Here is a 14,376-nt window from a genome sequence, read left to right as displayed (position 1 = left end):
AACGAAGCGTCTGTAGCGTCCAAGGCATTCGTACAGACTGAAATCGCATCAGCTGCTGCATCCAGTAAATCAGCCGCCGCGCAAGTGCTTACCGCGAAAGTGGCGAAAGAAGCTGCTGATATTCGACTGGCGGCAACAGCTCAACAGGCCAACTCAATACGCGGCTTCAAACGCTTGACGTTTGTATCGGGAGAGCTGTCAGTAGCGCAAAGAGCCGCCACTGTCGCCGCTAGTAATTTAACAAAAGCAGAAGCTGCTGCGACGATTGCAACTGACAGACTGGCACTGTCTCAGGTTGCAGCTACTCGCACCGCCCAGGCGCTTGCAGTGGCACAGAGAGCGGCAAATGGCGCATTAGCGCTGGTAGGCGGACCAGCGGGGGCTGCGCTATTAGCAGGCGGTGCGCTGATATATCTCGCCACACGAGAATCTGAGGCTGAAAAGTCCGCTAGGACATTGACAGTTGCGTTGGATGGGCTGGATGACGCCTACAAGCGTAATGCTCAATCGGCATCCAACGCTGCCGCCGCAACTATTGAAACAGAAGAGGCGAATATCATCGCCTTGCAATCCAAATATGATGGGTTGCTAGCTACCTACGAAAAGTTGAAAAACAGCTCAGGAGTCAGGGCAAGAGATTATGCTACTGAAGGCGTCGCGCTTGGCAAACTCAATGAGCAATTAGAGGCGGCAAAGAAAAGACTTGAAGAATTTAAATCAGCCAATGAAAATCTGGCCGACGGCGGCGCATTAATTACCTACTCCGACCGCCTGGAAAACGCCCTGCAAAAAGCAAGGCGGGCTGCCGCGAGTGAAGGCAAGGCTATTCGAGAGGCATTAACCGATCTATTTCCAGACGACGAGAAGATAGCCGAGCTGGAAAAGCTCAAAACGGGCCTTGAAAACATCAAGGATTCGCTCTCGCCGGAAGAATACACGCGGGCACAGCGAGCTATCAATGAACAGATTCAAGGCTTGGGTGAGTACAAGGAACGTGCTGACAAAGCGAAAGAGGCTGCGAACCAACTTCAATCAGCGCTGTATGCAGCGATTCCAGAGCGGCAACGCGAGGATGAATTCGCAGATCAGTATGATGCGCTCGAAGCGGCGTTTAATCGCGGCGGCAAAGAGGCTGATTTGTACCGGCAGGCTATGGATGCGCTGCAAAAGCAATTCAACGATGACACTGCGAAAATTCAGGCTGACAAAGTTCGTGAATTGAACGATGCGCTATCAGAGCGTTCTGCCACACCATTTGCCAAGTACAGCGATGAGATAACGTTACTCAATCGAGCGATATCGGAACTGCCTGATGAAGCGGGCAATCTAGCCGATAACTTGCAACGAGCGTTTGCCAATCTTGACTTTGAGATTCAGGCAGAGTTAACCACTGTTACCGGCGCTGACAATGCTGCTTTAGCGCGTGATTTCGCGGCTAAAAAGGATGCACTAGAACAATTTATCGTCGAGCGGGCGCGAACCGAAGAACAGGCCGATGCCGATAGAGTCGCGCTGGCCCAGTCTTACGGTGATCAGGTCATTGACATCAATGAGCAGATACAGCGTAGGCTTGTTGACTTGTCTGGCGGTAGTGCGGCAATTACGTTTGAATTAGATGTTGTCGCTGACACGGTAGCGCTCGATCAATTACTGCGTGACCGTGAAATCACCCAGGACGAATACGCCACAGCGCGAGAGGCTCAAGAAAGAACTCATCAAGAGGCGTTAAATGAGCTTGTCAGGTCCGGCGAGGCCACCCGAGCACAAGCGGAGCAAGCCAGCTTCCAATCTCGATTTGCAGGCGTTCTGGAAAAATACTCGACTGAGATAGGCGCAGCGCAAGAGGCTGCAACGGCGATTCTTGACGTTCGCGTTAATCGCGAAAAACGACAGGCGGACGAGGCAAAGAACATTGCCGCCGCTGACGAGCAAACCTATCAAGAGGCGCTGCGAGCATTCGAGGCTAACGGCACCGAAGAGAACAAGATTGCACTGGCGAACGCCAAGAAAAAACGCGATATCTCGAAGGCTGAAGCAAAGAAACAATTTGAGGATCAAAAAGAGGCCAGCATTGCATCTGCAAAGCTCTCAGCAGGCGTTGCGATACTTAATGCGCTGGCAACACCACCTTGGTACGTCGGCTTGGCACAGGCTGGTATAGCGCTCTACAAGACACGCGACATCATCAAAGGCATCAAGGCGCAAAGCTATTCAGGCGGTGGCGATGTGTCAGCAGGCGGCAGTGTTGGTGCTGGTGGTGGTAATACAGGCGTAGCGCAAACCAATTCAACTCAACAAACAACCGTCCAGCCCGCAGAGCGAATCGTTATCGTCGCAGGCACATTCAGAACGCCAGATGAGGCGGTCGCGGAAGGCTCTCGTGTGATGAAAGAGTCTTACGAGCAAGGCTACATTTTCAACAACCCAGACGGTACTCAGAATTTTGATAACGTCCCTGAACGAGTGGTGCGGCTGAATGGCTAGTATCACATTCATTGTCTCTGACAGCGCTCAGAATCCCGGTCGTGAAGATACCTTGCAGGTGTTTGATATGCCGCAAGGTGGCGCAATTGTTATCAGCGAGTTCACCGCGCCAAAGTCTGCCTTCAATCGAAACTACGCCGCGTCAATGGACTACAACTCGGGCCGAGGCACAAAGGTGTCCAAGCACCAAAGGTCAATAATGGGTATCACGTATCCGATTGCGTTGCTGCCTGCCGTTGAGGAGCTTGTCGATTCACTGGCTGATTATCAGATTGCCTCGCTCGATGCGACTGATATTGATTTCATGGGCAACACCAGAAACTTCCGCATGATGGGCAGTGACTTCCCTCGCGAGGCGGTGGGCTGTACTCATCTGTCGCTGTCAATGGAGCTACTTTACCTGCCGTGATTACTTCTCATAGCTGCATTCCTAGTCTCGCTAGTCGGGGCTTTTTTGTGCCTGGAATTAAGTAGATGCCGTTATCTGATACAGCTGTCGTTGGTCAGGCGATCATTGCTGAGTCTAACTTCGGCGATGGATTCCGTGACGACTTCAATACGTTGAGTGTTGAAACATCTAGCGAACCAGGGAATAGAACAGGCGACTGGAAGCGCGGGTTCATTCACGCAAATATGGCTGAATTTGGATTCACCTATGGCTCTGATGAAAATACCGGTAATGGTGATAACTTCGTCCATGCTGCGATAAATTTCGAGAATTCTGTCTATCCAGACACAAGAAAACCCAACACGTTTGGGCCATCCGGTCTGTCTGTCAACAATAGCGTCCTCACAATCACGTCAAGACCGAAAATCACCGCAGAAAACGATTACGCAAGGGTTAAAGATTACCAGTTAAATCATGATGGGTCATTGGGTGCTTTTGAGCGTGATCACCAAGTCACCTACTTATCAGAAATGCTCTCGAAGTACGGGCGCGTTGCGATGTCGTTCTTTCGGCTTCGCGCCAAGGTTAAGACGCCTTACGGTGCAGACGGCGCAAGCTCTGATGTAGAGCAACGAAAGGCTATATTCCCAGCAGCTTTGTGGACGTTGCAGGATATTCCCTATGGCTGTGATATCAATGGCGAGCCATTTGGTGATGGAAGAACTACCTATCGACCAGCGCGACCTAACGGCGGCGGAATTCTTTTTGAGATAGATGCAGATGAAAACTTCGGCGAGTCTGCAACGAAGATTCACCAGACTGTCCACACGCATCCAGCCGGGACAGCGCAAGGCGCAAGTACGTCATACCCTACAACTATCGATATAGGTAAAGACCTACGTAGTGAATGGCGTGAAACAGGCGTCGATGTATTTCCTGAGAAAATCATATTTTTCACAGACGGAATCTACACGCATGAGGTAGCGGCGCCCGACGAAATACGCAACGGTCTGCCGCTTTATGTGCCTCAATCTGGCGCTGAGTATGACCCTGTAATGGTCAACACTACTACCGCACAAACAAATGGCCGCCAGACGCATCCAGACGGCTCTACGCGCTATATGTGCCATGTGCCTATCATCAATCTGGCGCGTGACGGCAAGTACCCAAGAGACTTGGCAAGGCAAGTGTTGGATGGTGGCGGGACACTGCCTGCGCATCAAGATACGGTCAGCATGGAAGTTGACTATGTGGAAATGCGGCCTCTGATTGTCGAGAATCCTGACACGTTACCCATGCGGATTAACGGCGTGGCAATGGCGGCTGACGGATCAACAGGCGGCACACAAACGTCAGCCACATCACTAATACAGCAGTCAGAAACCTACATCGATGTCCAGCCCGAAGGTGTACTAGGCAACTCTTTCCGTGTAACCGTCAAACTCAAGCCTGATGATGATGGAACACCTGCCAACCCTGACGATTACACGTTTACATGGTCAGTTGACAGCACGCTACAAGTAGTGGGCCTTGATACCGGTCCTGAAATAGTCGCTGAATTCACTCAAGAAATAAATGTTGCCAGTGTCGCTCGCTTGTTCTCGTGTGATGTCGTGAAACTATGACGGTCTACACGGCAGCGATTCAGCAGGTTCGCTATGAGCCTACGCCTGTACGCGAAATCTATCCAGAAGTGCGTTATGCGCTGCGCCAGACATTCAGCGAGTTTTCAGCTATTTGGATAGTCAGTCATGATGACGCAATAGACTCGCTACCGCTTGGCTCATCCTATCTTAAAGCGCGTCTTGAAGATGCGCCAATGCCTAATTTGAATCGCAACGCAGGCTTCACATCCGGTAAATCCACCTCTCCAACAACGACTTACTCAATTGTTGATGTTGACGATGAGTATTCAGATTTGCTGGCCAACAAGAATGCAAACGGCGAAGGCTCTTTTAACAGCCTGATTGAAGAATTTGAATTTGGCAGTGGACAGCCACTTGACCTTGATCCGCTATCAGATACATTCACGCCGCCCAAATACACTGGAATCGTCCAGAACCACAGCAAGCCATACAACACAGTTCAGATTGAAACCACGGATATCAATCGTGGGCTTGATGAAGCGATATTCGACCCGCTGGTGTGGCGGCTTAATTCAGGGATAAGTGATGCAGACACGTCAATTCCCACCACGCTGCCGGTTGCGCAAATACCCGACTACGTTGCGACATTCTTGCATCGTCCGTGGTACCCAAACCCGTCAGAGGTCGGCGGCTATGCAAAGGTTGGTGATGAGATATTCTGGTACACGACATTCTCTGATATCGATGGCATTGCGACGTTCACAGGCGTCAAGCGCGGACAGCTGAGAACTACAGCGGCGGCGCACGATGTTGCCGCCAATACGAAAGACATTCAGAAACCAGCTATCACCGAATGGATATACCTGGATGAGTCGGCAACGGATTTATGCAAGGCGCTGATAACCGGTCGACTGTCTGATGGTCGTGGATTACCTGCGCACTGGACAGCTAAAGCAGATGAGCGCTGGATAAACACAGCCTCATTTGCTCGCTACTCAACCAAGTTACGATTGAAATTCTCGAACCCCGGCAAAACTGAGTGCCGCGACTTCTACGAGAAGGAAATTCTCTCACTGATGGGAGCTGTATTGGTTGTTGATGGACGTGGGCAGCTGAACTGGACGCCACGAGCACGGCCCACCGATGAATCTGCCGATGTGGGCAGCATCGTGCTTGACCCGAGCAATTGTGTAACGAGCAATGAATTAACGCTCAAACACATCAAGACCGACATCCATCCATCGGTCAAAATCAGCTACGACTACGATTCGATAGAAACACAAACATTTCTACAGCCTGTCACGTACCGGGATATTGAGTCCGAGAGTCACAACAAGATTGTACCGGGCAAAAAGGTCAAGGAATTTGCGTTCAAGGGCTTGCATTCAGGTGTTCATACTGGGACGCAGCTGCTCAAACTCGCAGCGACTTACGGTGATGACTACTTTTACGAAAAGCAGAGTTTCACGATTGAGTCGTATGTTAATGATATTCAATTGGGAACGCTGGTTGCCGTTGATTTTCCTGATGTTGTAGACGATGCCACAGGCGCTGCCAATAGCGGCCCGTTAAAGCGCACGATGCTTGTGGTTGAGTCTCGTGAGAACAGAGAAACGCGGACAACGACGTACACGCTATCAGGCTCTCTGTATATCCAGTCAACACGCCAGTCCAGCCAGAAACTGCATAATCTTGAGATAGCCGAGTACAAGCGCGGGAAGATCAATATCGCGACGCTTTCCGGTATTTCTGTCAGTGACGGCATTGCCACTGGCAGCATCACACTCGTGATGGGTCGTGATTACTACTATGTGAACGACGCAAGCCCAGGCGAGGGGCTGGAGTTATCTGAAAATCTTTCCGTGTTGGTGGTTGGTACAGGGCCGTACATTGGTTTTCATGTATTCGGGCCGTTCGTTATCAAGTGCCCGATTGACCTAACAGGAAAGTCTAAACAATTACCCGGCGCTGGCGGCACCCAGAACACACCCGCAAGTCGTGGCGGTGAAGGCTATGCACTAACATCGCGATCCAGTTCGTCTTACGACACCAGACAGGTTTACAGCACCTACTTATCTTCAAACGAGACCATTTATTCAAAGGCTGGATTACAAATATCTGGCGGCTCACGCGGGAATGTCACGAGCGGGCTTTACCCTAGAGCGCCCGACCCGCTACTTGATGTCAATGACGGTATTTTGGGCGGTCTGCCGCCAGACTTGAGCGGCACGTCAGGCTCAGGTGGCCCTGTATCGAAATTCACAGACCCTGATAGACGGCCTCAGACGCCTAGTGGATCAACATCGCGGAACCCATCGGTCCAGTATATCAATGGATCAACCGGTGGTCGTGGTGGCGGTGGAATCATCATCGTTTCATGGGGTGGCAGTATTGAAGGCAACGGTGTTGTTGTTCTCAACGGCGCATCACCCTCTACTGTCAATTCCATTACTGTTGGCAATAAAACGCTATCAGGTTCTCGTGGCGGCCCAGGCATGCCCGGTTCTTTTCTGTGGGTTGTTGACGGTAATCATGCATTTCCGACACTAACAGAGACAAACGTTCAGGCATTCCCTGGCGATGCAACGATAGCGGGAGAGAAAATTCAGCAATTCGGTAGCGTTATATCTGATGCCGGTAGTTATAGACCTGCGCTAGACGCCACGCCGAGAACCAACCTATTCCAGTCAGTCACTCGAATCGCCTTCACGCCAGATGCTGAAATTGTTCAGGATAGACAGCTAAATGTTCTCGGTGTTTTCCTGAAAAACCAAAGAGACGGAAGGGTCCGCATACACGTTGGAAGCGCAGACCCAAGCAACGCCGACTATGGCGATATGCGAATTACTCAAACAGCATTAGACAGTAATGCTGCTGATGTCGATTTTAGAATCCTCACCTCGTCCGGCTGGCGTGATTTTGTTCGTGGTGTTGATGATTTTGAGTATGTCTATGACGCACTGATAGCCGGTAAGCGCAAGTACAACTCACTGGAAATCGTTGCATCCAATACACGGCCAGTAGGCGAGCCAGACGGCACGATCTGGTACAACCCGAGCAACGGTACAGAGTGGATTCTGTATGAGAATCAAGATGACATACTGATAAGGGAGAATCAGGTGCCACAGGGTGAGGATTTAATCAACGATCTGTCCTTTGCTCGTTCGTTAGCCGGTGAGAAATTATGGCTATTTACGCGCAATGAAAATCTAGCGCCTAACAACACAAAGTCTGCAACAGCAACATCAGGCGGTAGCTCTGGTGGTGGTGGCTCGACCTCGACACAAGGTATCACTCTGACAGATCAAGGGCGCACAGTTGCGGGTACAGCGTATCAGGATGACGGTGGTGGAATCATTGTACAAGGAAGGCAGGGAACGGTAACGCTTGATGATACTACTCAACTAACTTTTACAGTAGGCGCAAGCGGTGCTTTTAGCGTCACGTTCCCATCGACCAATGATAATAACTTAGGCAAGCAAGCGTCTATTTACACACAAAACGCCGCAGCAGGCACACAAGCGCAGTTGAATTTTACCTATGAGCTGTAGACGATGAGCTTGTTAATGCTGCCAGAGCAGTCCGATGTTGCGTGGGCTAGACTACTCTCAGGTGCAGGCGAGGGCGGTTCCGCTGCCTATCAGATAGACGCAAGCGGGCTAGAAGTTAGGAACCGTATGATGTACCGGCCATTGATACCCAATGGTGGCAGTCCGTCGATGAAGACCCGCTTACGACTGAAATCAACGCTGCAAGCTGGAAACCCTGCGTTTGAGGGTATTGCGGTTCGACATCGAGGTTACAAGCTAACCGGATCTGTGCCATCAAGAACCGATGAAGAGGTATGGGATTCTGATCCAGCCTCGAAAGGCAAGCGAGCGTGGTATTCACAGCAATCCGGCACGTTTACCGATGCGGTGTTTATTGAGCCGGTCCCAGACAATCTCGGCATTGATTATATAACGTTTGAGCTGATTGTTAGAGCGTCGAGCGGGCAGGTAACGATATCAAGCGCCGAATGCAGGAACCACTACGCAGTGCCATATCCATTGGATATCTTGGGTAGTCAATTGTGGGCGTCTGGGTTCAGTATCGAAACGGTGTCGCCTGGAATCTCTGGTGATGGCGCGGTACGTCGGTGGCTACGGTATATCAAGACTGAGCAGGTTAACGTCCGACAGGGGAAGTTAGTAAAAACAATTCTCAAAGGCGCGATTACAGGCCGTGCGTTTGAGTCACAAGGCGGTAATAATGCTCGACGGTTAGCGGCTGAAGTTGGCTTAATGTTCAAAATGCGCCGAGTTAACCCGAATACGACTTATGATTATTTCACGATCACGAAATCTCCTGTCAGCGTGGACAACAAGACGATTTACGCTGATGGATCAGTCGAATTCAAGGCAAAACATGATTACTCTCAGGTAGAGGTTTTACCGTTTGTCGAGCCAACGCAGAATGATCCGGCTTACGACAGAACCGGCGTGGACAGGATGGGAATAACGGATATTGAACTGGAAATGATCGTCTCTGACTACATATCACCAACACAATGACGAATCCAACAGACGGGTATGTGCTGTATAACTCAGATGATGAGTGTATAGGGTACGGAACTGGACGGCCTGAGTTGTTGGCGGGTGAGTATATTATTTACTCGACTGATCCTCAGGGTGAGGCAGAAGCATTAGCGATCAATACAGCCTTCGACGATTTCTCCACTCAGATGAATATTGAGGACTGGAAAACCGAAGCCGAATACGCTGGGAAAGCTGAGGACGCCAATCGGTTCGCATCGAACAACCCTGCAATTATCGGTGATGCGCCTTTGATTGATAGACTGTTGGCTACTCCCGCACAAGTGCTAGCACACGATATCGGCGATTACACGGCGGGCAAATATCCTTGGATGTCGATTGTGGTTGAATCCGAGAGCTGCACACCTCGTGAATGTGCAGAATCCATTATTGCCGCGATGAAGCGAAACGACCCGAACGATAAAGGAACGTGGCGAAGAGCGTATGAGCGGCAGCAGCTGAAGATGGCGCTAAAGGCTCAACAGGGTGGTTAGCGCTGCGTTCGGGCCCGTTAATCCGTCCGTGGTTTGTGCAGGGGTATGTGGTTAGTCTTTGAATCCGACGCCGCAATAGCCGCCGTTTTCGCTTATGAGATTCTTTGTGGTAGTGAGTTTAAAACACTCATGCTGTTCTCGATGGTTAATCGTCAGTGTATTTATCAGTGAAAAAGTAGTCATAAAGCACGCCCTCGCTCTCGTACATTTGCTTCCAGAGTTGCCCCATGAAGTAAAGCACGCCAAACAGGCAGCCTGTAGCAAAGAATCCTATTAATACTCTTACGTAAAATTCCATAGCGGTTATCGGGGTTTATGATCAGTAGCTATACGTCAACCGATACGTACGGCATGCCACCTGGAAATGCACTCCACATATCTCTTGGCATTAGCCACTTGGCGAGTCCAGCAGCAATGCCAAGTACGAACAATTGTTCCATAGTCTGATGCATACCGGTCCACTGCTCACCGTCTCGGGTATTGCAGGCATTCAAGAACGACCAACCGCCGCCACGCTTAGCATGGAATTCATCTGGCAACTCAGAGAGCATTGCTTTTATCTCGTCTTCGTGCCCAGCGATATCCAGAGCATAATTACCTTGCAGCCCTTCAACCACGGTCCCTGTTTCTGACAGAGATCCAGAAAACAACTCTTCTACTCTATTTGCACTCAACTTCATTTCTTTCTCCAGTATGTGGGGTTATAGTTTGTGTTAGGGAGTCGTCTTGACTGCCGCGTCCGACAGTCCATCCCATTTAATTCTGCATCGACTCATTACAGGCACCCGAAGGCTGGCGAACTGGGGTTAATGAGTGGTCGACTTAGACAGGCCAAGCAGCCCTTCAAGTTGTGACGCGCCACCGGAGGCAAGATCACTGCGCATCATTGCTTTGTCAGCCTCGTCTGCTTCCTCGTCAAATTCGCCTTGCTCGATACGTTTGGCAAGTTCTACATGGCCCAGATTTCGCAGCTTCCGGCTAGACTCCATTTTTCCGCAAACATATCTGACGTTTTTATAGTCGTGGTATTCGCCTGCGAGCGCTTCCTCAATCATAAGCTGGATACCTTCGGACTGCTGTAGCTTGCGCAGCTCATCCACCAGCTCGACCATTGTGCTTTTTCTGGCTTGAGTGCTCATACCGATGTCAATCCAATCTTGACCCATCCTTGGTCGGTAACTTCGTAGTCAACGCCGCCGACTGACTTCACGGTGCCGATATCTGGCGTAGTGGTCTTTGATAGCCGCTTGAGCCTACGGAATGCTTCGCGTTCACTCTTGCGCGCATCCTTGTCTAAGTTGAATATCGCGCCATGCTCATCAGCAGCGCGGGTAGATGTCATCTGGCTAAACAGCTCGTCGCGTTGTTTTCTGTCCTCGTCAGACAGTGGATTGTCTCGATAATCTTGCATTTTTATTACCTTTGATATTGTTGGGGGTCTATGTACGGTTAAGCGTATTCTTCTGGATTGTGCTTATCGTAGAGTTCTTCGCTGTACTCGCCATTGGTGTCATAACCTTGCTTTTCAGGCGTCGTTTCTGGATGGGTAATAGCCAGAGCAAACTTGATCCATTTGTACTTTTCTTCTGGAGTCATATCGGCATGACGCGGCGCAATGTCCTGAGACACTATCGAGCCGCCCATCAATTCAAAAGATCCGCAATTGCAACCTGTATCTTCATCGGCGTATCTGACGCTTATTGGGATATGTGGCAGCATTTTGGATAGAGCTTCCAGGACGGTCGTCGGGCAGCTCCATGCCGTTTCTATCTTTATCGACGCGTCATTGATCACTACATCGTAAGCATTCCACTTGGTGCCCCAGTTAGCACTATTCCAGTCATACCAATACACATGACCGCTGATCATGTAGTTCCGCGCCATGTCCGCAATAATGTCAATTTCCTCAATATCTCTCAAAGGCTCTGCGACAGCACGGTTGAAATTTGACTGAGACAGATTTGACATCAATTCTGACAGCGCCCCATCATCAACTGTATTTCCTTTATGGCCAATTCCAACAAGCGCCCGAGCCTTGTCGATCAAGCCCATGTGGCCGCTGGTGTCCTTGAATCCTCCAGGCTTAGGAATCACGCGATTAAAGTCAAATAGCTGATCACCATCGCCAGCGACTGTATCTATGATAATTTTCAGATGTTCGGCTGAATCTGTAGTAATAATTGTCGTGATGTGATTTGGCATTTTACTTTTCGTCCTGCTGAGTGGGGGGTTTGTATTCAGTCTGCTAGTAAGGCAATATCTTGATCAGAAAGACCGGCCTGCTTGGCTCTGTTGAGCGCATCCGATTTAGCCTTGGCGTTCCTGCGATCAACTTCCAGCCTAGTCTCGGCCTTCTTGTCTTCCGCGCTCATATCAAGGATACGCGATTTAGCAAACCAGCCAATCTGACTGCTAATCTTATATGCAAAGGATTTAAAAACTGTCCCATTTGAACCTTGCACATCAATACCTTTCGCAAGTCTTAGAGCCGTTGATTCTGCCCAACAAACGTATTTCGCGTATTGTGTTCCTCTACCCTCTGTTAAATCTGTATTGGTAGTAACCAACCAACACTCTTTGCGCTCTTCTATTTGGTCCATGCCGTTCTCCAGTGGGGGGTTTACGGTTAGTCAGTCGCAGGCCATGTGCCCGCGTCTTTTCCATTAAGTGTTTTAGCCTTAATCGGTTTCCTTATTTTTCCTATAAGCTCTTGCATAGCGCCTTCAAGCGTATCCGCATCCATGAAGCCCAATGCCATCGATTTTACAGAATCATCTGATGGATTCCATATTGTGTGCTTTCCCTGAAACTCGCCTTTGCCGTCAATCATATGGCCGTAAATAGACAGTCTACTGCGCGAGGATATTTGCGCTTCCCATGAGTGCCAGTCTTCCTCATTAGGCTGTTCAACGACAGAACGCCAGCATTGTCCGTCTATGTGCATATTGGTATTCATGGCTCTACCTGGGGTTTGTGGTTAGTCTTGTGGAAAGAACAGATACAAGGCAGTGTCGCAACTGTTCGAGTGGTCACGGAATGCCAGTCGAGCCTTGTACTGCGATCTTCTCCATAGTGTTACGTGTCCGCATGGGCAGATGTATCTAACCTTTGGCAAGCCAACAATCATTCCTGAGCGTTGCTCTACTTCCATGCAGTCATTGAGTGTTTTCTTAGCCATGTCTCTGCCTGGGGTTAATGTCTAGGCTGCTTCTGCAACGATTTTGATGTATTTGCCAACAACACTTTCAAGAGAGCGTTTGTGAAACATGCTGTACCCAGTGCGGCGCTCCAAATCGATGTATTTTTGGGCCAGCTCTGGATTTTCCTTTGCCCCATGAATCAAGTCATTGTCTGAACCCATGATGCAAAACACACAACTCAATCTTTCATTAGTTTTGTAAGCCCAGAACGGCTCTTGACCTGCCTTACTGATTTGCGACCAGACCTGATCAATGCTCCAGTCATGAATTGGTAGCCAATTGTGTACAGTCCTACCTGCTCTTGACAATGTCTTGTTTAGTGCCCACTTGATTTTCTTGGCGCGTGAACTCGATTCTTCAGCTCTGAGACCCATACAGTTAACAGCCAGTGTTGCGCCTTTAGACTTCATATCATTGCGTATGAACTTTTCAATCGGGCCGCGTTTCAAGTCGCTGGTACATTGACGATGCGCCGCCGAAGGCCAACTAGGGACTTCTGGACGAGTCGCAAACCGACTTTCAACCATGCTGAGAAGCGTCTTGCTGGCGCGCACCACATTGAGATCGTGGGATACGGTGGTTTTTATATGGCCCTGAACACCAGTCCACTCAACTTCTCCGAGGTCAGCGTGAACAACCACAATGCGATCATGAGGCACAATATCGATCAGCATTGAATACATAGCCTGAGAATCTTTGCCGCCAGAGTGGCTAACGTAGAAGATTGCTCCATCCTCAACATGTTGTTGTATATCTGGTTTCATTTCCGATGCCTGGCGTTAGTGTTGATTGCTAATTGGCATCTCCTAAGCCTGATTGTTGCGACAATCATGCAGGCCGATACCCCATTGATTTGAACTATACTATATAATATGTGCTAGTATGCACAAACTATAACATAACTCGAATCCAAGGGCTTCGTCACAAGTATGGGTACACGCGGCAAAAAACCACATAAAGAAGCAGAAAACGCTGGGATGGGCAAGCTGATCGGGTACGCCAGGGTCTCTACAAAACAGCAAAGCCTGCAAATGCAAATAGACTATTTGAGAGAGGCTGGCGTGCTGGATGAAGATATCTACCAAGAAAAGCAATCAGCAGTTACAGGGAAAAGAACTGCTTTAAAACATGCGCTACGCGCCATGCGTGATGGCGATACTTTCGTTGTTTATAAGCTGGATAGATTGGGGCGAAGTCTCACAGAAGTTTTGGATAATCTAAATTACTTTGCAGAGCAGGGAATCAAGTTTATGAGCATCACAGAAGGCGTCTGTATAAACCTAAGTGACTGCAAGCCAGCCGAGCGACTACAGGTAAACATGATTGCGTCACTTGCTCAGTTTGAGGTTGATCTTGACCGTGAGCGAACTACTGACGGAGTACGTAAGGCCAAGGAGCGCGGCGTTGTGTTTGGGGCAAAGGAAAAGATCACGGACAAGCAAGTCAAGGCGGCTCTGCATTTGCGCGATCAGGGCAAGTCAATGGCTCAGATAGCGAACAAATACGACGTAACGACGCAAACCATTGCTCGTCGATTCAAGAAGTACCTTAAAGATAATCCATAGAACATTGGGGAGTCTAAATAGCATGACGGATACAACACACAAGTGCCCGGCTCCAGGCTGCTCTTGTCGCGTGCCACGCTCACAA

At 49.6% G+C, this 14,376-nt stretch carries 14 protein-coding genes; 7 read left to right on the top strand and 7 right to left on the bottom strand.

Features of this window, described 5'->3' with window-relative positions; genetic code table 11:
- From Q0688_RS11200 to Q0688_RS11175, 6 genes are all read left to right on the top strand, one after another.
- Positions 1–2,484 (top strand): hypothetical protein (locus tag Q0688_RS11200; RefSeq protein WP_299076209.1); only part of this gene is annotated, 2,484 nt, incomplete at its 5' end.
- On the top strand, positions 2,477–2,893 hold the full coding sequence (locus Q0688_RS11195; RefSeq protein ID WP_299076206.1) for a hypothetical protein: 417 nt from the start codon (positions 2,477–2,479) through the stop codon (positions 2,891–2,893). The genes Q0688_RS11200 and Q0688_RS11195, both read left to right, overlap by 8 nt.
- A 65-nt stretch (positions 2,894–2,958) precedes the next feature.
- On the top strand, positions 2,959–4,497 hold the full coding sequence (locus Q0688_RS11190) for a hypothetical protein (RefSeq protein WP_299076204.1): 1,539 nt from the start codon (positions 2,959–2,961) through the stop codon (positions 4,495–4,497).
- Positions 4,498–5,534: 1,037 nt separating this feature from the next.
- Positions 5,535–8,009 carry a hypothetical protein gene (locus Q0688_RS11185; protein WP_299076201.1) on the top strand — a complete coding sequence of 825 codons (2,475 nt, stop codon included), beginning with the start codon at positions 5,535–5,537 and terminating at the stop codon, positions 8,007–8,009.
- A gap of 168 nt (positions 8,010–8,177) precedes the next feature.
- On the top strand, positions 8,178–9,011 hold the full coding sequence (locus Q0688_RS11180) for a hypothetical protein (RefSeq protein WP_299076199.1): 834 nt from the start codon (positions 8,178–8,180) through the stop codon (positions 9,009–9,011).
- Positions 9,008–9,526 (top strand): hypothetical protein, encoded by a 519-nt coding sequence (locus Q0688_RS11175; RefSeq protein ID WP_299076196.1) that lies wholly within the window; start codon positions 9,008–9,010, stop codon positions 9,524–9,526. Before Q0688_RS11180 ends, Q0688_RS11175 begins: the two co-directional genes overlap by 4 nt.
- A gap of 326 nt (positions 9,527–9,852) precedes the next feature.
- Here Q0688_RS11175 and Q0688_RS11170 read toward each other — a convergent pair whose 3' ends face one another.
- From Q0688_RS11170 to Q0688_RS11140, 7 genes are all read right to left on the bottom strand, one after another.
- Entirely contained in the window at positions 9,853–10,206 is a 354-nt protein-coding gene (locus Q0688_RS11170; protein WP_299076193.1) for a hypothetical protein, read from the bottom strand.
- Positions 10,207–10,332: 126 nt separating this feature from the next.
- Positions 10,333–10,665 (bottom strand): hypothetical protein, encoded by a 333-nt coding sequence (locus Q0688_RS11165; RefSeq protein ID WP_299076191.1) that lies wholly within the window; start codon positions 10,663–10,665, stop codon positions 10,333–10,335.
- Entirely contained in the window at positions 10,662–10,937 is a 276-nt protein-coding gene (locus Q0688_RS11160; RefSeq protein WP_299076188.1) for a hypothetical protein, read from the bottom strand. Before Q0688_RS11160 ends, Q0688_RS11165 begins: the two co-directional genes overlap by 4 nt.
- Positions 10,938–10,975: 38 nt before the next feature.
- Complete coding sequence (locus tag Q0688_RS11155) at positions 10,976–11,728, bottom strand: hypothetical protein (RefSeq protein WP_299076185.1); 753 nt, start codon at positions 11,726–11,728, stop codon at positions 10,976–10,978.
- 35 nt (positions 11,729–11,763) lie between these two features.
- Positions 11,764–12,126: a hypothetical protein gene (locus Q0688_RS11150; protein ID WP_299076182.1), complete on the bottom strand. Its 363-nt coding sequence runs from the start codon at positions 12,124–12,126 to the stop codon at positions 11,764–11,766.
- 26 nt (positions 12,127–12,152) lie between these two features.
- Entirely contained in the window at positions 12,153–12,470 is a 318-nt protein-coding gene (locus Q0688_RS11145; RefSeq protein ID WP_299076179.1) for a hypothetical protein, read from the bottom strand.
- A 255-nt stretch (positions 12,471–12,725) separates the two neighbouring features.
- A complete protein-coding gene (locus tag Q0688_RS11140) occupies positions 12,726–13,490 on the bottom strand; it encodes a phosphoadenosine phosphosulfate reductase family protein (protein ID WP_299076177.1) in 765 nt (254 codons plus the stop codon).
- A gap of 165 nt (positions 13,491–13,655) precedes the next feature.
- On the opposite strand from Q0688_RS11140, the gene Q0688_RS11135 reads away from it, so the two are divergent.
- On the top strand, positions 13,656–14,291 hold the full coding sequence (locus Q0688_RS11135) for a recombinase family protein (protein ID WP_299076174.1): 636 nt from the start codon (positions 13,656–13,658) through the stop codon (positions 14,289–14,291).
- Positions 14,292–14,376: the final 85 nt, after the last annotated feature.

Source organism: uncultured Paraglaciecola sp. (assembly GCF_937123705.1).
GTDB lineage: Bacteria > Pseudomonadota > Gammaproteobacteria > Enterobacterales > Alteromonadaceae > Paraglaciecola.
The sequence above is the reverse complement of the archived record's forward strand: the minus strand, read 5'-3'. Positions and strand labels throughout refer to the sequence as shown.

What these genes read in the sequence shown, in the direction of transcription:
- Q0688_RS11195 (WP_299076206.1), top strand. Translation starts at nt 2,477, where the DNA reads ATGGCTAGTATCACATTCATTGTCTCTGACAGCGCTCAGAATCCCGGT.
- Q0688_RS11190 (WP_299076204.1), top strand. Translation starts at nt 2,959, where the DNA reads ATGCCGTTATCTGATACAGCTGTCGTTGGTCAGGCGATCATTGCTGAG.
- Q0688_RS11185 (WP_299076201.1), top strand. Translation starts at nt 5,535, where the DNA reads ATGGGAGCTGTATTGGTTGTTGATGGACGTGGGCAGCTGAACTGGACG.
- Q0688_RS11180 (WP_299076199.1), top strand. Translation starts at nt 8,178, where the DNA reads ATGAAGACCCGCTTACGACTGAAATCAACGCTGCAAGCTGGAAACCCT.
- Q0688_RS11175 (WP_299076196.1), top strand. Translation starts at nt 9,008, where the DNA reads ATGACGAATCCAACAGACGGGTATGTGCTGTATAACTCAGATGATGAG.
- Q0688_RS11170 (WP_299076193.1), bottom strand. Translation starts at nt 10,206, where the DNA reads ATGAAGTTGAGTGCAAATAGAGTAGAAGAGTTGTTTTCTGGATCTCTG.
- Q0688_RS11165 (WP_299076191.1), bottom strand. Translation starts at nt 10,665, where the DNA reads ATGAGCACTCAAGCCAGAAAAAGCACAATGGTCGAGCTGGTGGATGAG.
- Q0688_RS11160 (WP_299076188.1), bottom strand. Translation starts at nt 10,937, where the DNA reads ATGCAAGATTATCGAGACAATCCACTGTCTGACGAGGACAGAAAACAA.
- Q0688_RS11155 (WP_299076185.1), bottom strand. Translation starts at nt 11,728, where the DNA reads ATGCCAAATCACATCACGACAATTATTACTACAGATTCAGCCGAACAT.
- Q0688_RS11150 (WP_299076182.1), bottom strand. Translation starts at nt 12,126, where the DNA reads ATGGACCAAATAGAAGAGCGCAAAGAGTGTTGGTTGGTTACTACCAAT.
- Q0688_RS11145 (WP_299076179.1), bottom strand. Translation starts at nt 12,470, where the DNA reads ATGCACATAGACGGACAATGCTGGCGTTCTGTCGTTGAACAGCCTAAT.
- Q0688_RS11140 (WP_299076177.1), bottom strand. Translation starts at nt 13,490, where the DNA reads ATGAAACCAGATATACAACAACATGTTGAGGATGGAGCAATCTTCTAC.
- Q0688_RS11135 (WP_299076174.1), top strand. Translation starts at nt 13,656, where the DNA reads ATGGGTACACGCGGCAAAAAACCACATAAAGAAGCAGAAAACGCTGGG.